This is a genomic window from Stenotrophomonas maltophilia group sp. RY12688, assembly GCF_052149045.1.
GTDB lineage: Bacteria > Pseudomonadota > Gammaproteobacteria > Xanthomonadales > Xanthomonadaceae > Stenotrophomonas > Stenotrophomonas sepilia.
In genome coordinates this window covers 2,421,302-2,441,479 of sequence record NZ_CP197389.1, presented here as the reverse complement: position 1 = coordinate 2,441,479, position 20,178 = coordinate 2,421,302, and the positions used below count along the sequence as shown (strand labels likewise).

General features: G+C 68.0%; 17 protein-coding genes and 1 pseudogene. 9 read left to right on the top strand and 9 right to left on the bottom strand.

Annotated elements, in window-relative coordinates:
• Positions 1 to 122 precede the first annotated feature (122 nt).
• The 8 genes from ACS0OT_RS11505 to ACS0OT_RS11470 all read left to right on the top strand — a co-directional run bounded on the left by ACS0OT_RS11505 (position 123) and on the right by ACS0OT_RS11470 (position 10,279).
• Positions 123 to 1,319, top strand: coding sequence for an MFS transporter (locus ACS0OT_RS11505; RefSeq protein ID WP_139727229.1), 1,197 nt, complete (start codon positions 123 to 125; stop codon positions 1,317 to 1,319).
• A complete protein-coding gene (locus ACS0OT_RS11500; RefSeq protein ID WP_442255823.1) occupies positions 1,316 to 2,509 on the top strand; it encodes an isochorismate synthase in 1,194 nt (397 codons plus the stop codon). The genes ACS0OT_RS11505 and ACS0OT_RS11500 overlap by 4 nt, the downstream gene beginning before the upstream one ends.
• Complete coding sequence (locus ACS0OT_RS11495; RefSeq protein WP_139727226.1) at positions 2,506 to 4,158, top strand: (2,3-dihydroxybenzoyl)adenylate synthase; 1,653 nt, start codon at positions 2,506 to 2,508, stop codon at positions 4,156 to 4,158. Before ACS0OT_RS11500 ends, ACS0OT_RS11495 begins: the two co-directional genes overlap by 4 nt.
• Entirely contained in the window at positions 4,158 to 4,790 is a 633-nt protein-coding gene (locus ACS0OT_RS11490; protein ID WP_139727224.1) for an isochorismatase family protein, read from the top strand. The genes ACS0OT_RS11495 and ACS0OT_RS11490 overlap by 1 nt, the downstream gene beginning before the upstream one ends.
• Positions 4,790 to 5,047, top strand: coding sequence for a phosphopantetheine-binding protein (locus ACS0OT_RS11485; protein WP_065179204.1), 258 nt, complete (start codon positions 4,790 to 4,792; stop codon positions 5,045 to 5,047). Before ACS0OT_RS11490 ends, ACS0OT_RS11485 begins: the two co-directional genes overlap by 1 nt.
• Complete coding sequence (locus ACS0OT_RS11480; protein WP_164093416.1) at positions 5,044 to 8,934, top strand: non-ribosomal peptide synthetase; 3,891 nt, start codon at positions 5,044 to 5,046, stop codon at positions 8,932 to 8,934. Before ACS0OT_RS11485 ends, ACS0OT_RS11480 begins: the two co-directional genes overlap by 4 nt.
• Entirely contained in the window at positions 8,925 to 9,683 is a 759-nt protein-coding gene (locus tag ACS0OT_RS11475) for a 2,3-dihydro-2,3-dihydroxybenzoate dehydrogenase (protein ID WP_065185709.1), read from the top strand. The genes ACS0OT_RS11480 and ACS0OT_RS11475 overlap by 10 nt, the downstream gene beginning before the upstream one ends.
• Before the next feature lie 149 nt (positions 9,684 to 9,832).
• Positions 9,833 to 10,279, top strand: coding sequence for an REP-associated tyrosine transposase (locus tag ACS0OT_RS11470; protein WP_329953740.1), 447 nt, complete (start codon positions 9,833 to 9,835; stop codon positions 10,277 to 10,279).
• Between the two features lie 383 nt (positions 10,280 to 10,662).
• On the opposite strand, the gene ACS0OT_RS11465 is transcribed toward ACS0OT_RS11470, so the two are convergent.
• Genes ACS0OT_RS11465 through ACS0OT_RS11450 form a run of 4 tightly spaced genes read right to left on the bottom strand, consistent with a single transcriptional unit; the run spans position 10,663 to position 14,584 of the window.
• Positions 10,663 to 11,031, bottom strand: coding sequence for a DUF2894 domain-containing protein (locus tag ACS0OT_RS11465; RefSeq protein ID WP_329953565.1), 369 nt, complete (start codon positions 11,029 to 11,031; stop codon positions 10,663 to 10,665).
• Positions 11,021 to 11,659, bottom strand: coding sequence for an OmpA family protein (locus tag ACS0OT_RS11460; protein ID WP_065179209.1), 639 nt, complete (start codon positions 11,657 to 11,659; stop codon positions 11,021 to 11,023). Before ACS0OT_RS11460 ends, ACS0OT_RS11465 begins: the two co-directional genes overlap by 11 nt.
• Positions 11,656 to 13,920 (bottom strand): DUF802 domain-containing protein, encoded by a 2,265-nt coding sequence (locus ACS0OT_RS11455; protein ID WP_139727220.1) that lies wholly within the window; start codon positions 13,918 to 13,920, stop codon positions 11,656 to 11,658. The genes ACS0OT_RS11460 and ACS0OT_RS11455 overlap by 4 nt, the downstream gene beginning before the upstream one ends.
• Positions 13,921 to 13,930: 10 nt before the next feature.
• The gene (locus tag ACS0OT_RS11450; protein WP_005416902.1) at positions 13,931 to 14,584 is read right to left on the bottom strand and encodes a DUF3348 family protein; all 654 of its coding nucleotides are present in this window, start codon (positions 14,582 to 14,584) and stop codon (positions 13,931 to 13,933) included.
• 146 nt (positions 14,585 to 14,730) lie between these two features.
• Between ACS0OT_RS11450 and ACS0OT_RS11445 the strand changes: the two genes are divergently transcribed.
• On the top strand, positions 14,731 to 15,654 hold the full coding sequence (locus tag ACS0OT_RS11445; RefSeq protein WP_032954249.1) for a M14 family metallopeptidase: 924 nt from the start codon (positions 14,731 to 14,733) through the stop codon (positions 15,652 to 15,654).
• On the opposite strand, the gene ACS0OT_RS11440 is transcribed toward ACS0OT_RS11445, so the two are convergent.
• The 5 genes and pseudogenes from ACS0OT_RS11440 to ACS0OT_RS11420 all read right to left on the bottom strand — a co-directional run.
• Positions 15,558 to 17,369: a phosphoethanolamine transferase gene (locus ACS0OT_RS11440; protein ID WP_065185704.1), complete on the bottom strand. Its 1,812-nt coding sequence runs from the start codon at positions 17,367 to 17,369 to the stop codon at positions 15,558 to 15,560. The two genes, ACS0OT_RS11445 and ACS0OT_RS11440, sit on opposite strands and share 97 nt — an antisense overlap.
• Before the next feature lie 73 nt (positions 17,370 to 17,442).
• On the bottom strand, positions 17,443 to 17,829 hold the full coding sequence (locus tag ACS0OT_RS11435) for a diacylglycerol kinase (protein WP_442255822.1): 387 nt from the start codon (positions 17,827 to 17,829) through the stop codon (positions 17,443 to 17,445).
• 59 nt (positions 17,830 to 17,888) lie between these two features.
• Complete coding sequence (locus ACS0OT_RS11430) at positions 17,889 to 19,121, bottom strand: HAMP domain-containing sensor histidine kinase (protein WP_164093419.1); 1,233 nt, start codon at positions 19,119 to 19,121, stop codon at positions 17,889 to 17,891.
• Entirely contained in the window at positions 19,118 to 19,792 is a 675-nt protein-coding gene (locus ACS0OT_RS11425; RefSeq protein WP_139727216.1) for a response regulator transcription factor, read from the bottom strand. Before ACS0OT_RS11425 ends, ACS0OT_RS11430 begins: the two co-directional genes overlap by 4 nt.
• 117 nt (positions 19,793 to 19,909) lie before the next feature.
• Positions 19,910 to 20,131: pseudogene (locus ACS0OT_RS11420) on the bottom strand (nuclear transport factor 2 family protein); the annotation flags it as partial.
• Positions 20,132 to 20,178 lie beyond the last annotated feature (47 nt).

Sequence of the window (20,178 nt, the reverse complement as noted above, 5' to 3'; positions counted from 1 at the left end):
GTATCAAATGCAAATACGAGCCGTTATCATTTGAGGGTGGCATCTGGCCCTGAGCAGGGTCGGTGCCGGGTGGGGCGCGCAGGCGCGCCCGGCCAATCCTTTCCTGTTACGGCTGGTGTTTCATGCACGCACGTCCCGTCGTTCCCGGCTTGCCGGCGCTGGTGTTGGCTGCCCTGATTGGCACCATGGCGATGATGTCCTTCGTCGCCGTGATCGGCCCGGTGGTCCGCATGCTCGGTTTGTCCGAGTGGCATGCCGGGCTGTCAGTCACCGCCGCAGGCGTGTTGTGGATGCTGGCCGCGCGCCCCTGGGGCCAGCTCAGCGACCGCATCGGCCGCAAGCGCGTGCTGATGCTGGCGATGAGTGCCTACACCGTGGTCTACATCGCGCTGGCGGTGTTCATCGACGTGGCCCTGCAGGCGGTGCCGCCGGTGCTGGTGTCAGTGCTGGTGCTGGTCGCTGCGCGCGGCCTGATCGGCCTGTTCTACGCAGCGGTGCCTCCTACCGCAGCTGCGCTGATCGCCGACAAGGCACCGACCGGGCAGCGTGCGAAGTTCCTCGCCCGCCTGGGCAGCGCCAACGCGTTGGGCATGGTGCTGGGCCCGGCTGCCGCGGGTTGGCTGGCCTATACGAACCTGTCGCTGGCGCTGTACGTGGCCGCACTGTTGCCACTGCTGGCGTTGGCGCTGCTGGCCTGGCGACTGCCGGCCACAGCGCCTGTAATGGGCGTTTCCGCCCAGCGCCGTGCGCCGATAAGCCGCCTCGACCCGCGCCTGCGCCTGCCGCAGCTGGCGGCGTTCATCGCCATGGTTTCCGTGACCATCGCGCAGGTCACGGTTGGCTTCTTCGCGATTGATCGCCTGGGCCTGGATGCGGCGGCCGGTGCGCGCATGGCCGGCATCGCGCTGACGGCGGTCGGCGTTGGCCTGATCCTGGCGCAGGCGCTGGTGATGAAGCTGGAGGTTCATCCGCGCCGCTGGATCGCCCTCGGCGCCGTGATCTCAGGCATCGGCTTTGCTTCGGTGGCGGGCGTGCAGCAGGCCTGGCAACTGCCTGCGGCCTACGCACTGGCTGCATTCGGCATGGGCTTCGTATTCCCTTCGTTCCAGGCATTGGCCGCCGACGCGGTGGAGGCGCACGAGCAGGGCGCCGCCGCCGGTACTGTCGCTGCCGCGCAGGGACTGGGCATGGTGGCCGGGCCGATGCTCGGCACGCTGGTGTATCGCGGCGGGCCCAGCCTGCCATACCTCCTGGTCGGCGCGTTGCTGCTGTTGCTGTGCGCGCTGGCCGCAGTGCATCGGATGAAGGAGACCCCATGAACGATTCCCTGATGCAGGGCGCGTGGCCGGAGGCTGCGCCAGCGCCGCAGGAGAGCAGCGACGACGCGACGCTGTTCCTGCTGCAGCACGCTGGTCAGCACGTGCACGCACGCGGTTGCCGCGCCACGCTGCCGGCCGGTGCGCTGGCGACGTTGGCGGAACGCGTTTCGGTGTTCTTTGCCCAGCAGCGCGGCGGCCCGGGCCTGCTGGTTGGCGCAGTCCCATTCGAACCCGGTGCCGACGACGCGTTGTACCAGCCCGAGCGCCTGCTGCCAGCGCTGGCACTACAGCCACAGGCCGCGCCAGCGCTGGAGGGTGCCCTGCAGGCCGAGCCTTCGGCGCAGGCGTACGCGGCGTCGGTGGCTGCGGCGGTGCAGGCACTGCGCGCGCCCGAACTGGACCTTCAGAAGGTGGTGCTGGCGCGCAGCCTGGTGGCACGCACCCACCGGGTGCTGTCTCCGGACGTGCTGCTGGCACGGCTGGGCGCGGATCCTTCGGTGGCGACTTATGCGGTTCCGCTGCCGGTGGAAGTGGGTCAGGCGCCAGCGTGGCTGGTGGGCGCGACCCCGGAATTGCTGCTGCGCAAGCGTGGTGCTGAGCTGTTGTCGCACCCGCTGGCGGGGTCTGCGCGGCGCTGCGCCGATGCTGCCGAGGACGAGCGCGCCGCGCAGAACCTGCTGGCCTCGACCAAGGACCATGACGAGCACCGTCATGTGGTCGAGGCGATCGTCGAGGGTCTGGCGCCGTATTGCAGCCACATCGATGCACAGCCGCGCCCGGCGCTGCATGCCACCGCCAGCATGTGGCATCTGGGCACACGCATCCATGCCACGCTGAAGGATCCGCACACGTCGGCCGCCGAGCTGCTGGCGCAACTGCACCCTACGCCGGCGGTCTGCGGTACGCCGCGGTTGGCGGCGCTGCAGCGCATCCGCGAGCTGGAACCGGTGCCGCGCGGCTTCTATGCCGGCGCCGTGGGCTGGTTGGACGCGCAGGGTGACGGCGACTGGTATGTGGCAATCCGCTGCGCACGCCTGCAGGGAATGCAGCTGCGCCTGTTCGCCGGCGCCGGCATCGTTGCCGACTCGCAGCCCGAGGCCGAGGTGGCCGAGACCGCTGCGAAGTTCGCCGCCCTGCTGAATGCGCTGGGTGTCCATGAATCCGCGCCTGCGATCGAGCCTGCCGCATGACTACCTCCACTGACGCTTCCCGCCTGCCACTGCAGCAGGTGTGGCCGGATGACCTGATGGCGCGCTATCGCGAGGCTGGGCATTGGCGTGGCGAGACCTTCCCGGGGTTCCTGCGCGAACGTGCAGAACGCTATGCCGATGACATTGCGGTGGTCGCCGGCGACGTGCGCCTGAGCTATGCGCAGCTGTGGCACGAGGCCGGGCGGATCGGTGCCGGCCTGCTGACGCTCGGCCTGCAGCCAGGGGAGCGGGTGCTGGTGCAGCTGGGCAACACGGCAGGCTTCGTCACAACGGTCTGTGGCCTGTTCCGCGCCGGACTGGTGCCGGTGTACGCGTTGCCGGCACACCGCATCACCGAGCTGGTGCACTTCGCCAACAAGGCCGAAGCCAGTGCCTACATCACCACCGGGCTGCATGATGGCTTCGACCATCGCGGACTGGCGCGGGCGCTGCAGGCCGACGTGCCGGCGGTTCGCCATGTAGTGATCGACGGCGATGCGGCGGAGTTCATTGGGGTGGAGGCACTGCAGGGCGATCGCAGCCGGTTGCCGGCCGATCCGGACCCGCAGTCTGTGGCGTTCCTGCAGATTTCCGGTGGGAGCACCGGGCTGTCCAAGCTGATTCCACGCACGCATGACGACTACATCTATTCGTTCCGTGCCAGCAATGAAATCTGCGGCATCGACCGCGACAGCGTCTACCTGGTCGCGCTGCCGGCCGCGCACAATTTCCCGATGAGCTCGCCCGGCTTCTTCGGCGCGTTGTATGCCGGTGCCCGCGTGGTGCTCAGCCCCGGCCCCGGGCCGGACGCCGCATTCCCGCTGATCGCACGGGAGCGGGTGACCTGCTGCGGCCTGGTGCCGCCGCTGGCGCTGCTGTGGGCGCAGGCCGCCGCCACCAGCAAGTATGACGTGTCGAGCCTGCAGGTGCTGCAGGTGGGCGGTGCCAAACTGGTGCCGGAAGCCGCACGGCGAGTGATCGACGGCCTTGGCTGCACGCTGCAGCAGGTGTTTGGCATGGCCGAAGGCCTGGTCAACTACACGCGGCTGGATGATCCGGAGGACCTGATCGTGGCTTGCCAGGGTCGGCCGATCAGTCCGGACGACGAAGTGCGCGTGGTCGATGACCATGACCAGCCGGTGGCCGAAGGCGAGGTGGGGCATCTGCTCACCCGTGGCCCGTACACCATCCGTGGCTACCACAACGATGCGGTGGCCAATGCGCGCTCGTTCACCGATGACGGCTTCTACCGTACCGGTGACCGTGTGCAGCAGCTGCCCGGAGGCTACCTGGTGGTGCAGGGGCGTGCGGGTGACCACATCAACCGGGCGGGCGAGAAGATCTCTGCTGAAGAGATAGAGGACCACCTGCTGGCACATCCGGGCGTGTTCGATGCGGCCGTGGTCTCGATTCCCGACGAGTACCTGGGCGAGCGCAGCTGCGCCTTTGTGATCCCGCAGGGCGAACCGTTCAAGGCGCCGGCACTGAAGGCCTGGATGCGCGGGCGCGGCCTGGCGGCGTTCAAGGTGCCCGACCAGATCGTGTTCGTCGACAGTTTCAATACCACGGCGGTCGGCAAGATCAGCCGCCGCGAATTGCGCGCGCAGCTGCGTGCGCGTCATCTGCAACAGACAGGAGGAACGCGCTGATGGCGCTGCCCCGTATCACCGACTATCCCTTGCCGACCGCCGCCGAACTGCCGCAGGCGCGTGGCCCGTGGCGCCCGCAGCGCGATCGTGTGGCTTTGCTGGTGCACGACATGCAACGCTACTTCCTGGCGGCATTCGACGCCGGCAGCACGCCCTTGCGGCCGGCGGTGGACAACATCGTGCGCCTGCTGGCGCACTGCCGCGCGCAGGGCATTCCGGTGTTCTACACCGCCCAGCACGGTGACCAGGACCGTCGCGACCGCGGCCTTCAGGCCGACCTGTGGGGACCGGGCATGCGTCGCAGCGCCGATCATGAGCCGATCATCGAGGCGCTGGCGCCGCAGCCGGGCGAGCATGTGCTGGTCAAGCATCGCTATAGCGCCTTCCAGCGCAGCAACCTGGAGACGCTGATGCGGGTACGTGGGCGTGATCAGCTGCTGGTGACCGGCGTGTACGCCCATATCGGCTGTACCGCGACCGTGGTCGATGCCTTCCAGCGTGATATCGAGGCCTTCATCGCCGCTGATGCGGTGGCCGACTTCTCGCGTGCCGATCACGATCAGGCGCTGCACTGGATCGCGCGCACCTGTGGTGTGCCGATGACCACCGATCAGCTGCTGGAGGTGCTGTGATGGCTGCCATGGGTGAGGCGCTGGATCTGGAGCGGATGCGTGCCGACGTGGCGCGTGTCCTGGAGTGCACGCCGGCCGAGATCGGTGACGACGACAACCTGATCGACCTGGACCTGGACTCGATGCGCATGCTCGGCCTGGTCCTGGCCTGGGGCAACAATGGCCTTCCGCTGGAGTTCTCGCAGTTGGCCGAGCACACCACGCTGCGCCAGTGGTGGGGTGTGGTGCAGCAACTGCAGGCCGCGCAGAACGCATGAACGCCGCAGCGCTGGCCACGCCGGTGGCGTTGACCGAGGCCCAGGCGGGGCTGTGGTTTGCACAGCGGCTGGCACCGGACAATCCGTCATTCAATACCGCGCACGCGGTATGGATCGACGGCCCGCTGGACGTGGCCGCGTTCGTCGCAGCGGCAGACCGGGCTGCGCGCGAGGCCGAGGCTTTCGCATTGCGCTTTGCCGAAGGTGCCGATGGCCAGCCACTACAGTGGCATGACCCGGTACACGTACCGCTGCTTTCCGTACGCGATGTGTCCGCCGAGGCGGATCCCGCCGCTGCGGCACGCAGCCTGATGCACGCCGACCGGCTGAGCCCGGTCGATCCCACCCGCGACCGGATCAGCCAGCAGGTGCTGCTTGAACTGGGTGGGCAGCGCTGGGTCTGGTACCTGCGGGTGCATCATCTGGCTGCCGATGGCTACGGCATGGCGCTGTTCACCGATCGCGTGTGCGCGTTGTACGCCGGCCGCAAGGGTGAGCCACTGCCAGGACTGTCCGCTGTGCTGGCCGATGATGCCGCCTACCGTGCCGATCCGCGCCGCGTGCAGGCCGGGCAGTGGTGGCGTGAGCACATGCAGGGCGCACCGGCAGGCGCAGGCCTGGCCGGCACGCTCGCGGCCAGTGACGACGCGCTGCGCTGGGTGCAGCCGCTCGATGCGGCATTCCGTGAGCTGTTGCTGCAGGCTTCGGTGCGTTGGCTGCAGCCTTGGCCGGATGTGCTGGTCGCACTGGCGGCCGAGTACCTGCGGCGGATGAGTGGCGCCGATGAAGTGGTGCTGGGCGTGCCCTACATGGGGCGGTTGGGCAACGCGTCGGCGCGGGTGCCGGCGATGGTGATGAATGTGTTGCCGCTGCGCGTGGCGGCCGGCGAGGGCAGCGTCGAGGCCTTTGCCCGGGGCCTGGGTCGCCAGCTCAGTCAAGGCCGCAGGCACGGCCGCTACCGGGGCGAGCAGCTGCGCCGGGACCTGGGCCTGGTCGGCACGCAGCAGCGCCTGCACGGCCCGCTGGTGAATGTGCAGCCGTTCTACAGGCCGCCGGCCCTGCCCGGCGTGCAGGCGGCGCTGGAGGTGCTGTGCACCGGGCCGGTGGATGACCTGGCGCTGGGTTTCCGTGGCGATGGCCAGCACCTGCTGGATCTGGAGATCGAGGCCAATCCCGCGCTGTACAGTCGCGAGGATGTCGAGGCGCACGCGGCGCGGCTGCTGAATTTCGTGTCGGCGGCGCTGCAGGCTGACGATATCGAAGCCGTACCCTTGGCCACGCCCATGGAGGCGCAAGAGGTGCTGCAGGGTTTCAACGCCACCGCGCACGCGCTTCCTGAGACCACCCTGGTTGAATTGCTGCAGCAGGGCATGGATCGGGACCCGCACGCGCCTGCGCTGGTGTTCGGCGATGCTGCCATGGATTACGCAACGCTGGAAGCGCGCAGTTTCGCGCTGGCGGCACAGCTGCGGGCGATGGGTGTCGGCCCGGGCAGCGTGGTGGCGGTGGCATTGCCGCGCTCGCTGGCGCTGGTGATCGCGCTGGTGGCCGTGCTGCGCGCAGGCGCGGCCTACCTGCCGCTGGACCTTGCCCATCCCGACGAGCGGCTGGCGCGGATCTTCGCCTCGGCGCAGCCGGTGTGCGTTCTGGCTGCGGCGGAGGTTTCGGCGCGCATGGCCGGCGTACCGGTGCTCGCGCCGGAGCAGTGGACCGCGCTGAGCTTCGCCGCGCCGTGGGCCGATCCGGCGCCCAGCGATGCGGCCTATGTGATCTATACCTCCGGTTCGACCGGGGAACCGAAGGGCGTGGTCGTCGAACACCGTGCCATCGTCAACCGCCTGCTGTGGATGCGCGAGCACTACGGCATCCGCGCCGATGACCGCGTGCTGCAGAAAACCCCGGCCACCTTCGATGTCTCGGTCTGGGAGTTCTTCCTGCCGTTGCTGTGCGGAGCCACGCTGGTGGTTGCCGGGCCCGATGCGCATCGCGACCCCACCGAACTGGCGCGGCTGATCCGCGGGCATGGCATCACCACGGCGCATTTCGTGCCGTCGATGCTCGATGCCTTCCTCGCTGCACCGGCCTCCGAAGGCCTGCAGCTGCGACGGGTATTCACCAGTGGCGAGGCGCTGGACGCCGCGTTGCGCGACCGCTTCCACGCGCGCATGCACGCCGAGCTGCACAACCTGTACGGCCCGACCGAAGCCGCGGTGGACGTCAGCTACTGGCCGGCGTCGGCGCAGGATCGATCGCGGCCGGTGCCGATCGGCTTCCCGGTCTGGAATACCCGCCTTTACGTGCTGGACGCGCGGATGCAGCCGGTGCCGGTCGGTGTGGCCGGTGACCTTTATCTGGGCGGTGTGCAGCTGGCGCGTGGCTATCTCGGTCGCGAGGACCTGACTGCCGAACGCTTCCTTGCCGATCCTTTCCTGGCGGGCGAGCGCATCTACCGCACCGGCGACATAGCGCGCTGGCGCAGCGATGGCGCGGTGGAGTACCTGGGCCGCAGCGACCATCAGGTGAAACTGCGCGGCCTGCGCATCGAGTTGGGCGAGATCGAGGCGGCTTTGCGCGAACTGCCGGGCATGGAGCGGGTGGAAGTGCTCCTGCGCCACGACGCACCCGGCGATGCCCGGCTGGTAGCCTATGTGCCGTCGGCACTGGCCGACGCCAGCATGCTGCGTAGTCATCTGGCCACACGCGTGCCGGATTACATGGTGCCGTCCGCCTTCGTTGGCGTGGATCACTGGCCGGTGACCGCCAACGGCAAGTTGGATCGCAACGCGCTGCCCGTACCACCGCGGCAGGAGATCGCCGGGCTGGCGCCGCGCACGCCGTTGGAACAGGAGCTGGCTTCGCTGTTTGCCCAGGCACTCGGGCGAGATGCGCCGGTGGCGGTGGATGCGGATTTCTTCAGTCTCGGCGGTGACTCACTGTCGGCGGTGCACCTGCTGCTGGCGATCGAACAGCGCTGGCGCTGCGATCTCGGTCTGGGGGCCTTGTTTGCCCAGCCCACCGTGGCTGCGCTGGCGGTTCGCATTGCCGAGCCGCCCGCGCTGGCCGATCACGCACTGGGGCCGGTGATTGCGCTGGCCGCGACCGAACCGGCCGGGCCTACGCCGCTGTTCGTGCTGCACCCGGCCGGCGGCATCGCCTGGAACTACCGCGCCCTGGCCCGGGCACTGCAGCCGGCACGCCCGGTATATGGCCTGCAGTCGCCGGCACTGGACGCGCGGCAGCCGCTGCCGAGCAGTATCGAGGCGATGGCCAACGACTACGTACAGCGTGTGGTCGCATTGCAGCCGACGGGGGCGGTGCATCTGCTGGGCTGGTCGGTGGGTGGCATCCTCGCCCAGGCGATGGCGGTGCGACTGCATGAGATCGGGCGCGAGGTCGGCGAACTTGTACTGCTGGACGCCTATCCCAGCGAGTGCTGGCGGGCCGAGCCGGAGCCCGATGCCATCGCCGCATTGCGGGCACTGCTGGCGATTGCCGGTCATGACCCGGATGCGCATCCGGAACTGGACAGCCGGGAACGCATTCTCGCGTTCCTGCGTCGTGGCGGCAGTGCGCTGGGTAGCCTGCCGGATGTCGTGCTGGATGGCGTGGTGCGCGCCGTGACCGGCACCAATCGACTGATCCGTGAACATATCCACCGGCCGTTCGATGGCACGCTGGTGCATGTGCGTGCCGGTCGAGATCACCAGGCGCGGCCACAGTTGCGGTCGGCGTTGTGGCGGGCACACGCGCGAAGGGTGCAGTCGTTGGAACTGCCATTCCTGCACGCAGAGCTGACCGGACGCGATGCAGTGGCGCAGCTGGCGCCGTGGTTGTCGGCACGCTTGCGCCAATGGGACGAACAACAGGAGATCGCAACATGCAGTTGACCGGTTTCAAAGGCCGCGTGGCGTTGGTGACCGGCGCCGCCGGTGGCATCGGCGAGACACTGGTGCGGTTGCTGGCCGAGGCCGGTTGCACCGTAGTGGCGACCGATCGCGAGGCGCCTGTTACGGCAGATGTGCGTGTGCACACCTTTGCGCTCGATGTGACCGACAGTGCCGCCGTGGACGGCCTGGTGGATCAGGTCGAGTCCAGCATCGGGCCGATCATGCTGGCCGCCAGCGTAGCCGGTGTGCTGCATGTGGGCGGCGTGACCGAGACCGGCGATGACGACTGGCGCCGGGTGTTCGCGGTGAACACCGACGGGGTGTTCCATGTCGGGCGTGCCCTGGCGCGGGTGATGTCGCCGCGCGGGCAGGGCGCGATGGTTACCGTCAGCTCGAATGCGGCCGGTGTGCCAAGGCATGGCATGGCCGCCTATGCGGCATCCAAGGCCGCCGCCACGATGTTCACACGCTGCCTCGGGCTGGAGCTGGCGCCGTTGGGCATCCGCTGCAACATCGTCGCCCCGGGGTCCACGCTGACCCCGATGCAGACCGGCATGTGGCAGGACGAGCACGGCGCCGAACGGGTGATCGCCGGCAACCTTGAGACCTACAAGGCCGGCATCCCACTGCGCAAGCTGGCCACCCCGGAAGACATCGCGCACTCGGCGATGTTCCTGCTCTCCGAGCAGGCCGGGCACGTAGCGATGAGCGACCTGTACGTGGACGGCGGCGCCACCCTGCGCGGCTGAGGTCTGGTAGTGCCGGCCGCTGGCCGGCAACCCATGGCCCCGGTAGTGCCGGCCGCTGGCCGGCAACCTCATTCAACTTCAGACATCTCCCAACCCCCATCGAGGCTTGGCCTGACAGCCAACGCCCAATGATCGACCCACCATGGCGCATGAGCAGCCATCGCCTCCGCCTGGGCCGTCACTCGATCATCGGCCAGGCCTATGTCCTGACAACCACGACCCACCAGCGCCGCCGATGCCTCGACAGCGAGGCTGCAGCAGCCTGTGTAATCGACCAGTTCCATTACATCGAACAGCGCGGGCTCGTATGGTCACACGCATGGGTTGTCATGCCGGATCACGTCCACTGGATGCTCGAGCTGCGTGCAGTTCACCTTCCAGACGTCGCGCGCCGGATGAAATCGTCGAGCGCACTTGCCCTGAATCGCCTGGCGGGCCGTCGAGGTACGGTGTGGCAGCCCGGCTACTTCGATCATGCAGTAAGGACCGAAGAGTCGCTGGCGCGGCAGGCCCTGTACATCCTGGGGAATCCGGTGCGCGCCGGTCTTGCTGGGCAGATTGGCGAGTATCCGTATGCGTGGTCGGCCTGGGAGTGATGCCGGCCAGCGGCCGACACTACCACAGCGCAGATCCCGTTCCGGTGCACAGAGCATCCGTAAGGGTAGTGCCGGCCGCTGGCCGGCAACCGCAGGAACCCGCGAGGAGATGCGTAGCTGCCGGCCAGCGGCCGGCGCTGCCATTCAGTGTTCAGCGCGGCCATTCGCTGTTCAGCGGCGCTTGCGCGCGCTTTGGGCGTGGTCGGCCTGGATGTGATGCCGGCCAGCGGCCGGCACTACCACAGCGGAACCGAAGCGCAGCGCAGATTCCGTTACTGCGCACAGAGCACCCGCGATGGTAGTGCCGGCCGCTGGCCGGCAACGACATGACCCGCGCGGAGGTGCGTAGCTGCCGGCCAGCGGCCGGCACTACCATTCAACGGTCAGCGCGGCTTTCGTGTCCGTTTCGGCCTTGCGGTATCACCGCCGCTGGCGGCGCCATCCTGCAGCGCCTGTAGCCAGGACAATGTGTCCACATAGTCGATGAAGTGGCGCAGGTAGCCGGGGCTGGCGGCCTGCATCATGTCGAGCATGCGCTGCACCAGCACCGCTGAGTTCAGCGGGCCGCCGTCAGCCGGGGCCTCGGCGCGCAGCGAGCGGCGCACCTGAAGTTCGCTGCGCAGCTCCGACCATTCGCGCTGCACCTGCTGCAGCATCGGCACCTGTGGGTAATGCGGCAGCGAGCGCGACCCCGCATCAAGGTCACGCACCAATGCGCGCAGGCCTTCCAGCGCGGGCGGCTTACTTGCCATCCGCCGCCTTGGGCTTGGGGATCGGCGCGATTTCCACACGGCGATTGCGCGCGCGGCCTTCCTCATTGGCGTTGGAACTGACCGGCTGCTCGCTGCCGAACGCGGCGGCGAACACGGCGTCAGCCGGTACGCCATCGGCGATCAGGGTGCGGGTCACGGTCAGCGACCGCTGCGCGGACAGCTCCCAGTTGTCGGCGAAGCGGCGGTTGCCTTCGCGCACCGGCGCATCATCGGTAAAGCCGCTGACCATCAGGATCTCTTCGCGGCTGCCCAGATAGGCGGCCAGCGGTGCGGCCAGGCTGCGCAGCAGCTCCTGGCCCTCCGGCTGCAGCTGGTCCGAGTTCAGTGCGAACAGCACGCTGCCGCTGATGCCGATGCGGCCATCGACCAGGGTCACGCGACCGGCGGCCAGTGGGCCGGCCAGCGCCTGTTCCAGGGTCTGCAGGCGCTTGGCTTCGGCCTGGCGCTGCTTCATTTCCTGGTCCAGCCGCTGCGACAGCTCCAGCTGCACCGCGACCACACCCACCAGGATCAGCACGAACGCACCCAGCAGCACCGACATCAGGTCGCCGAAGGCGGCCCAGATCGGTGCGTGCGAGCCGCCATCGACCTCCAGCTCGTCGCTCATGCGCTACCGGCCTTGCCGCGGCGCGTGGCCAGCTGCTGCAGTTCTTCCATCACCTGCTTCTGCGACAGCAGGCTGAGGTCGACCACCTCGCGCGCCTGCGCCACGTAATAAGCCAGCTGCTCATCGCTACGGGCCAGCGAGGCATCCAGTGCGCCACCGATCTGTTCCAGGCGGCCGGAAAGCGCGGTGGCGGCACTGCCGAACTGCGCGACCGCTTCACCGAAGGCGCCGGCCAGCTGGCCGACGTCACCCGCGCTGCCGGTGAGTGCTGCCGCAATGCCATCCAGCTTGCCGGTCTCGGCCGCGATATGGTCGGTAAAGCGGTTGCCAACACGCTCCAGCAGCTCGGCCGAACCGCCAACCAGTGCGTCCACCGCGGTGCGCTGTTCGTGCGATGCGTGGTTGATTGCATCCAGCAGGGTCTGCACGGTGGCCAGCAGGCGACCGCGCTCTTCCAGCATCGCGTTGTCACGCACCAGGCTTTCAGAGAGCGTGCTGCGCAGCTCGTTGATGACGTCGGCAGCAGCTTTCGGTGCCGCTGCCGCGGTCTGCAGCAGGGTGGACACTTCGGCCAGCGTGGCGCTGGCCTGCGCGCGACCGTTCTCGCCGATCTGCTGCGCGGTCGCCGCCAGCGTGTCGCAGACCTGTTGCTGCTGCGCAGCCAGGCGTTCGCCATTGGCCTGCAGGCGCTCGGCCAGCTCGGTGGAAACGTGCTGCAGGGCATCACTCCAGCGCTGCAGGCGCTGTTCGTCGCCAGCCTGCAGTTGCGCCTGCAGGGCGGCGTGGGCCTGCTGCAACTCGGCGCTGACCGCGTCCCAGCGCGCTTGGCGCTGCTGCTCGCGGCTGTCCAGGCTGGCCTGCAGTTCGGCGTGCGCAGTCGCGGCGGCGGCCTGCGCGGCCTGCCACTGCTGCGAGCGCTGCGCTTCATGATCCTGCAGCAGTGACTGGTTGGCGCTGTGCTGCTGTTCCAGTGCCTGCAGCAGCGCCTGCGCACGCGCATCCAGATGTTCGCTGGCGGCGATCAACGCCTGCTGCTGGCGCTCGACCAGCGCGCTGTTGAGGGCCTGCTGCTGCTCGGCGGCGGCACGCAAGGCGTCTGCATTGCTCTGTGCATCGGCCTGCAGGCGCTCGCCGAGGCGCGCGATCAACGCTTCGGCATGCGTGCCCTGGCCATCGCTGAAGGCCTGCAGGTGCTGGCGCAGATCACTCACCAGCGCCTGCTGCGCCTGGGTCTGTTCACTCACCACCTTGGCCCAGCTGGCTTCGGTGGCGACCCGGCTGCGTTCGAAACCGTCGCTCAGGCCGGCCAGCTGCTGCTGCACGGCCTGCTCGACGCGGGCATGCAGTGCTTCGCCGTGATGGGCCAGGCCAGCCAGGGTGGTCTCGGCCATCGGCTGCAGCGCGCCACCGATGGCCGCGGCGCTGGCTTCAGCACCTTCGCGCAGCGACTGCTGCAGCGACAGGGCCAGGCGTTCCTGCAGCGCTTGGCTCTGGGTCAGGAACTCGGCCTGGCCAGCCAGCAGGCGCTCATTGGCGGCGGCACTGTGCTGTTCAAAGGTGCTGGTCATCGCCTGCAGGCGGTCGACCAGCGCCGGCAGCGCTGCGGACTGCGCCTGCAGCAGGCGCAGCGATTCGGCACGCTGCCAGGCCTGCGAGTACGGATGCAGGTCGCTGGAAATGGCGCGGTCCAGCTGCTGCACGGCCAGCAGACGGTCACGACGCAGCAGCGCCGCCAGCAGGCCGAGCATGGCCGAGCTGGCCACACCGGCGATCGAGGTACCGAAGGCCACCGCCAGGCCCTGCACCGGCGAGGCCAGCGAGCCGCGGATCGCGGCCATGTCGGTCGCGCTCTGCAGGGCCAGGCCGGTGCCACGCAGCGTGTCCATCATGCCCAGCAGGGTACCGAGCATGCCCAGCAGCACCAGCAGGCCGACCAGGTACGGGGTCAGCACCGGTGCGGGCAGGGCGGTGCGCTCGCCTTCCACGCGCAGGCGCACGGCGTTGCGCAGGCCTACCGGCACGCGCTCCAGCCATGGGGCGAGGCTTTCCTTCGCGCTGGACAGGTCATTCAGTGCGGCGCGCAGGCCGTTGCTGGCCTGGCGGTAGCGGTACAGCTCCACGCCGCCGGCGATGTAGCAGGCCGCAATGATCGCCGCCACCGCTGCACCCAGCGGATGCACCGAAACGTAGCCAATGCCGATCCAGCACACGGCCAGCAGGCCGACAAGGAAAACAACGACATGGAGAGCAGTTCTGGACATGGTGTTCCGGTCAGTGGGAGCGCAGGGCGTCTTGCAGCCCTTCGATCGGGTGGAAGCGCAGCTGCAGCTCGGCGAGCAGCAGCGTGCGCATGTCATGGCGGAAGGCCGCGCGCCAGCCGGGCTGGCCATGCACGCGTTCAAAACGGGCGCCGAGCACCGCCGGCGCGGTGGCCAGCAGGCTGTGCTCGCGCGGGGTGAGTGTCTGTTCCATCACCGCATCAACCTCGGCCAGTCGCGCCAGCTCCGGCGAGACCTGTACCAGCTGGTCGCGCAGGCGGCCGCGCAGGCGCCCGGTGGCGGTCTGGATGGCCTGCTGCAGCACCCGGTAGCGCTGACGCAGCGAAGCGAAGTTGGGTGCGGCAGCGGCCTCGGCCAGGTCCAGCAGGCGCTCGGCCTCGGCGTCCTCGCGGATCGAGGCCAGCAGGCTGGCATGGGCCTGGGCGCAGTCGGCCAGTACATCCTCGGCCCCCTCGGCAGCTTCGCCGGGCTCGGGCAGGCGTCCGCCCAACGCGCCGGACAGGGCCACGGCACGGCTCCAGTCCACCCACTGGCCGAGGCGATCGGTCAGGGCGGGACTGCTGGCCGGCATCGCGCCGTCGCTGAGACGGGCGAGCAGGCGGAGGAACTCCGGTCCACCCAGGACCGGCTGCGCTGCGTTCGCCATCAAGGGGTGAGGGGCCAAAAACCGTTGATTTTACAACCAGATGACCCCGGCTGGATGAAGGCGGGGCCTGGGTGGCGGTACCCACAGGCGCGACAAGGCTTAGAATGTCCGGCTGCATCCCCCCGTTCGACCCCTGGAGTACCCCCATGACTGTTGCGCAGTTCTACCCGATCGGCACCCCCGGACAGCCCTGGGGCGACGCGGAACGCGCACAGTGGCGGGCCCGCCAGCAGCGCCAGCGCAGCTACCACGATGACGTGGTGGCCGCCCTTGAGCGCCTGGACGACAGCGTTTTCGACGTGATCCAGTACGGCCAGCTGGACTATGCACCGGACCATTACCCGCTGTTCGCCGTGGTCAACCACGACTGGAACCCGGCGCTGCCGACCGCGCTGATCACCGGCGGCGTGCATGGCTACGAAACCAGCGGCGTGCACGGCGCCCTGCAGTTCCTGGAACAGCAGGCCGAGCGTTACCTGGGCCGGCTGAACCTGATCGTCGCGCCATGCGTCAGCCCGTGGGGCTACGAGCGCATCCAGCGCTGGAACCCGGATGCGATCGATCCGAACCGTAGCTTCCGTGACGGCGGCCAGATCAAGGAAGCCGCCGCACTGATGGCCTGGGTGGGCGAGCGCAAGGCGAACCTGCTGGTGCACCTGGACCTGCACGAGACCACCGACAGCGACCTGAACGAGTTCGATCCGGCGCGCTGCGCGCGCGACGGCAAGCTGTTCGAGCGCGACACGATTCCCGATGGCTTCTATGTGATCGGCAACAGCGAAGATCCGCAGGCCGAGTTCCAGAAGGCCCTGATTGCCGCAGTGGCGCCCATCACCCACATCGCCCCGGCCGATGCCGACGGCAACCTGGTCGGCCTGCCGCTGCAGTCGCCGGGCGTGGTCTGGGGCGAGTCGCGTTCGATCGGCGCCTGCGCCGGCTTCACCGACGCACGCTTTGCGACCACCACCGAGGTCTACCCGGACAGCCCGCGCACCAACCCGCAGGAATGCAACGACGCCCAGGTGGCGGCGGTGTGTGCGGGCCTGGATTTCGCCCTGGCGGCGCAGTAGCGCGCCACGTTGCGGGCGGTGACCGGCATCAGCCGGTGCCGCTTCTTCGCCGGCGCGGCGGCCACAGCCGGCGAACCCGACGGGCGGCATCCGGCAAACACATCCAGATTACGCTGGTACACCGTGCTGCTGACCCCGAACAGGCCCAGCAGCGAGTGGAAGATGTTGTCGTGGCTGTGCGCCCGTTGCAGCGCATTCCCACGCAGGCAGGCCATGTCGAGGCCCGCGTTGCGGCCGAAGTCCGATGAGAACCACATCACCATCGGCACCTGGGTCTGTTCGCGCGGGGCGATGAAGTAGGGCGTGCCATGCAGGTACATGCCGCGTTCGCCGAGCGACTCGCCGTGGTCGGACACATAGATCAGCGCAACGTCGCGCCGGTCCGAATAGCCTTGCAGCAGGTCGATGGTCTCCGCCAGCACCCGGTCGGTATGCACCAGGGTGTTGTCATAGGTGTTGACCAGCGCCTCGTTGCTGCAATGCTGGATCTGGTTGCTGTCGCAGGTCGGGCTGAAGGCCCGCGAGGCAGCCGGATAGCGCTCGAAGTAGGTCGGGCCGTGGCTGCCCAGCTGATGCAGCACGACCAGGCCGTCGCCGTTGATCGCGTCGATGCGTGTGCCAAGCTGGTGCAGCAGCACGTCGTCGTAGCAGGTGCCGTCGGTGTTGACGCACTGGCCCGCCACCTTCAGCGCAGGCATGTCCTCGGTCGGCACGCGCTCGCACACGCCCTTGCAGCCGCCATTGTTGTTGTTGCGCCAGAGCACGCTGACGCCGGTACGCTGCAGGATGTCGAGCACGTTCTCCTCGGTCGCCGCGCGAACGTTGTCGTATTGCTGGCGGGTCATCTGCGAGAACATGCACGGCACCGAGATGGCCGTTGCGGTTCCGCACGAGGAGACATCACTGAAGCTGATGACGCCTTCCGTGCGTGAGAGCCGGGGATTGGTTGCGCGTGGGTAGCCGTTGAGCTGGAAGTTCTGTGACCGCGCGGTCTCGCCGACGACCATGACCACCAGCTTCGGGCGCGGGCCGGGTATGCGCCGCGCGTCCATGCCGATCGGGCGCAGCGGTTGCTGGCGGGTGCTATGGAGGCTTTTCAGGTAACCGTGGGTATGGCGCATCACGTTCAACGGCAGTACCTGGTCGCGGATGTAGCGGTTATTGCGCAGCAGCGAGGAGTAGTCCTTGTAGAACGCAAAGCCGATCACCAGCAGCATCACCAGTGACGCCAGAACGTTGGCCGGCCACACCAGCAGCGACCGTATCGAACCCGCTCCGCTGGCGGTGCGCACCAGGGCAAGCGCTGCAGCGGGCATCGCGCCCAGCGCCAGCAGGGTCAACAGCAGCGGCAGCGAGAGATAGGCGTTCAGTTCGGCCTGATTGGTCTCGAACACGTTCTGCACCATGCTGCGATCGATCAGCACGTTGTAGTGCAGCATGAAATAGCTGCAGGCGGCGCTGGTGACGATGAGTACGGCCAGCAGCGGCTTGCGCACGAAGGGTAGTGCCAGCAATGGCGTCAGCAGCAGATTGAACAGGCAGAACAACACCAGCGGCAGGCTGGCCAGGAACAGGATGCTGCGCACACCGTTGAGATCGGTCAGTTCCCACAGCGACTTCCAGAGGGCGATGTTTCCAATCGTGGTGAAGAAAAACGCTGCGGCCCAGACCAGGATGATCGGATGGGGCCGTGGAAAACGGAGGCATTGACGCACGAGCAGGGTCCGCGGAACAGGAGTGCGCGCAGTATCGAAACGGCCTTATCAGGAAGTTGTCAGGATTGCCGGCCTAGCCCAGCAGGATCACGCCCCACACCGCGCCGACCATCAACAACGCGGTGGTCTGTGCGGCGCTGCCCATGTCCTTGGCGTTCTTCGACAGCGGGTGCTGCTCCAGCGAGATGCGATCAACCACGGCCTCGATTGCCGAGTTGAGCAGTTCCACCAGCAGGCTGATGAAGCAGACCGCCAGCACCAACGCGCGCTCGGTTGTACTGATGTCCAGCACGAACGCCGCAGTGATCAACAGCGCGTGCAGCAGCAGCAGCTGGCGAAAGGCGGCCTCGCCGCGGAAGGTCGCGATGAAGCCATCGCGCGAATGGACCAGGGTGTGCAAGATGCGGCTCAGGCCGATCTTGCCGTGCGGATACTTGCCGCTGTGCTTGGGGTGCTGCATGCCGTTTCCGCCGTGAAGTGAGCAATCCCCAGCATGTGCACGCACGTGTCAGGAAACCGTCAGGCGGGCCATTCCAGGCTGAACCGGCATCCCTGCTGCGAGGAGTGCACCGTCATCCTCCAACCCAGGTGCTCGACGATGCGCTGCACGATGGACAGCCCCAGTCCCTCGCCACTGTGCGGGCTGCCGGGCACGAAGCGCTGGAACTGCTGTGGGTCGATACTGGAGGGCAGGCCGGGTCCGGTGTCGGCGAAGGTGAGTGCGGTGTCGTGGAGGGTGATCCTCACTTCGCCCCTTTCGGTGTACTGGCAGGCGTTGCGCAGCAGGTTCCAGATCACGCTGTGTGCCAGATCTGCGTTGGTGTCCAGCACGGCGTCATGCCGGGCATCAAACGCAACGATCACCGGCTTGCCGGAAATCCACAGTTGGCAGCGCTCCATGCAGGATTCGATCAATGGGCGCAGGGCCACCTTGTTGCGCGGCACGGAGCCGGGGGTACGTGAGAGCAGCAGCAGGCAGGACAGCTGGCGCTGCATCTCCTGGGTAGTGCGCAGGATACGCTCCGCGCTGGGGACCAGGTGGCTGTCGGACGGAAGCTGGCAGGCAAGGGTTTCCGCAGCGCCGCCGATGATGGCCAAGGGCGTGCGCAGCTCATGGCTGGCATCGCCGCTGAAGCATTGCTCGCGATGCAGGAACCGTTCGAGCTCATCACTGTGCCGGGCGAAGGCACGGGCGAGTACACCGATCTCGTCGCGGGCGTCCTGACAGGGAAAGGGCTTCCGCCCGCTCTGCACGGCATCGGCCAACTGCGTGATGGGCGCGATGACGTGCGATGCCACCCTGCGACCGATCAGGAAGGCGCCGAGCACGCAGATCGAAATGACCACCGCGGCAAAGGCATTGATCAGGTGTTCCAGGTAGCCATAGGGTGCAGCGTCCTGCAGCAGGTAGTAGCGCTGGCCGCCACTGTCGAACACACGCAGGTGCCACTCGTCGGGTCCTGCTTCGCCGTGGTAGCCCAGGCCGTACTGGCGCAGCACCATCGGCACGCTATGGCTGTCGTACAGGTGGCTGCCCGGGGGCAGGGCGGGGCGCTCGCCACGGGCCAGTGCCGCCTGCAGCTTGTGCACGGCACTGTCCTGGGTCCGGGCGATGACCGCGGCCCTGACCTGGTCGTAGTCCACCTGTTCGGCCAGGACGATGAAGCCCATCGCGCCGGCCATCAGCAGCACGAACGAAATCGTGATGCGGGTACGCAGGGCCAGGCGGCGGTAGAGAGCGGCAGGGGTCACGCCGGCATGCGCCAGCCGACGCTGTGCACCGTGGCGATCAACGTGGTGTCGAAGCTGCGGTCCACCTGCAGGCGCAGTTCATGGATGTGGGTACGCAGCGCGCCGCTGTCCGGTGGCTCGTCGCCCCAGACCAGGTATTCCATCTCCTGCTTGCGCACCACGGCCGGGGCCGCGCGTACCAGGCACATCAGCAGTTTGTGCGACGTAGGCGTCAGCGCGATGCAGCGTCCCTGCCGCCAGGCCTGCGGCGACCGCGTATCGACCTGCAGGTCCTTCCACGCCAGTACGCTGTCGACCTGGCGGCCCTGGGCGCGTCGCACCAGGGCCTTGATCCGCGCATCCAGCTCCTTCAGCGAGAAGGGCTTGACCAGATAGTCATCCGCGCCCAGCGCCAGGCCCTGCACGCGGTCTTCGACCGGATCGCGCGCCGTCAGCATCAGGATCGGCACCGGATTCTGGAACTCCTGGCGCAGCTTCCGGCACAGCGCCATCCCGTCCAGGCGTGGCAGCATCAGGTCCAGCAGGATGGCATCGTAGTCGTTCTGCGTGGCCCGACGCAGGCCGCTGGCACCGTCGCGGGCGTCGTCCAGCACGTAGCCGATAGGCTCAAAGAAAGCGTACAGGTTGGCTACGAGCTCGGGGTTGTCTTCGATGATCAGCAGGCGGGTCATGGCGTGCGTCCTTGCGCGTGGCCGAACTGTGCCCGATCCCTGACTGATTGCCAATGCGCATGCTGAATGGATCGCGGCCTGGGTTCGGCCGCGTCAAGCGACGTTTAATGGGCCGGCATCTTCGGAAACGAACTGCCAGCCGATATCTTCCGGTTTGTCCGAAAAGAACAGGCTCATGTAGGTCGGCTTGTCCTTGTTGATCAACGAGGTGCGGAACGATTCGACCACCTGTTCGATGGCATTCACATCAGCCGATGATGGGCGCTGGCTTGCGTGTGCCGGCAGGCCTGCGGCGAGGCACGCAGCGAGAAGCGCGTTCTGGATTCCGGTCGTTCGCATCGTTCATGACGGCCTTCGTAGGGTGGAAGCGCCGCCGGGGCCACGGC

Coding starts and splice junctions, on each gene's coding strand:
- ACS0OT_RS11505 (WP_139727229.1), top strand. CDS start 123: ATGCACGCACGTCCCGTCGTTCCCGGCTTGCCGGCGCTGGTGTTGGCT.
- ACS0OT_RS11500 (WP_442255823.1), top strand. CDS start 1,316: ATGAACGATTCCCTGATGCAGGGCGCGTGGCCGGAGGCTGCGCCAGCG.
- ACS0OT_RS11495 (WP_139727226.1), top strand. CDS start 2,506: ATGACTACCTCCACTGACGCTTCCCGCCTGCCACTGCAGCAGGTGTGG.
- ACS0OT_RS11490 (WP_139727224.1), top strand. CDS start 4,158: ATGGCGCTGCCCCGTATCACCGACTATCCCTTGCCGACCGCCGCCGAA.
- ACS0OT_RS11485 (WP_065179204.1), top strand. CDS start 4,790: ATGGCTGCCATGGGTGAGGCGCTGGATCTGGAGCGGATGCGTGCCGAC.
- ACS0OT_RS11480 (WP_164093416.1), top strand. CDS start 5,044: ATGAACGCCGCAGCGCTGGCCACGCCGGTGGCGTTGACCGAGGCCCAG.
- ACS0OT_RS11475 (WP_065185709.1), top strand. CDS start 8,925: ATGCAGTTGACCGGTTTCAAAGGCCGCGTGGCGTTGGTGACCGGCGCC.
- ACS0OT_RS11470 (WP_329953740.1), top strand. CDS start 9,833: ATGAGCAGCCATCGCCTCCGCCTGGGCCGTCACTCGATCATCGGCCAG.
- ACS0OT_RS11465 (WP_329953565.1), bottom strand. CDS start 11,031: ATGGCAAGTAAGCCGCCCGCGCTGGAAGGCCTGCGCGCATTGGTGCGT.
- ACS0OT_RS11460 (WP_065179209.1), bottom strand. CDS start 11,659: ATGAGCGACGAGCTGGAGGTCGATGGCGGCTCGCACGCACCGATCTGG.
- ACS0OT_RS11455 (WP_139727220.1), bottom strand. CDS start 13,920: ATGTCCAGAACTGCTCTCCATGTCGTTGTTTTCCTTGTCGGCCTGCTG.
- ACS0OT_RS11450 (WP_005416902.1), bottom strand. CDS start 14,584: ATGGCGAACGCAGCGCAGCCGGTCCTGGGTGGACCGGAGTTCCTCCGC.
- ACS0OT_RS11445 (WP_032954249.1), top strand. CDS start 14,731: ATGACTGTTGCGCAGTTCTACCCGATCGGCACCCCCGGACAGCCCTGG.
- ACS0OT_RS11435 (WP_442255822.1), bottom strand. CDS start 17,829: ATGCAGCACCCCAAGCACAGCGGCAAGTATCCGCACGGCAAGATCGGC.
- ACS0OT_RS11425 (WP_139727216.1), bottom strand. CDS start 19,792: ATGACCCGCCTGCTGATCATCGAAGACAACCCCGAGCTCGTAGCCAAC.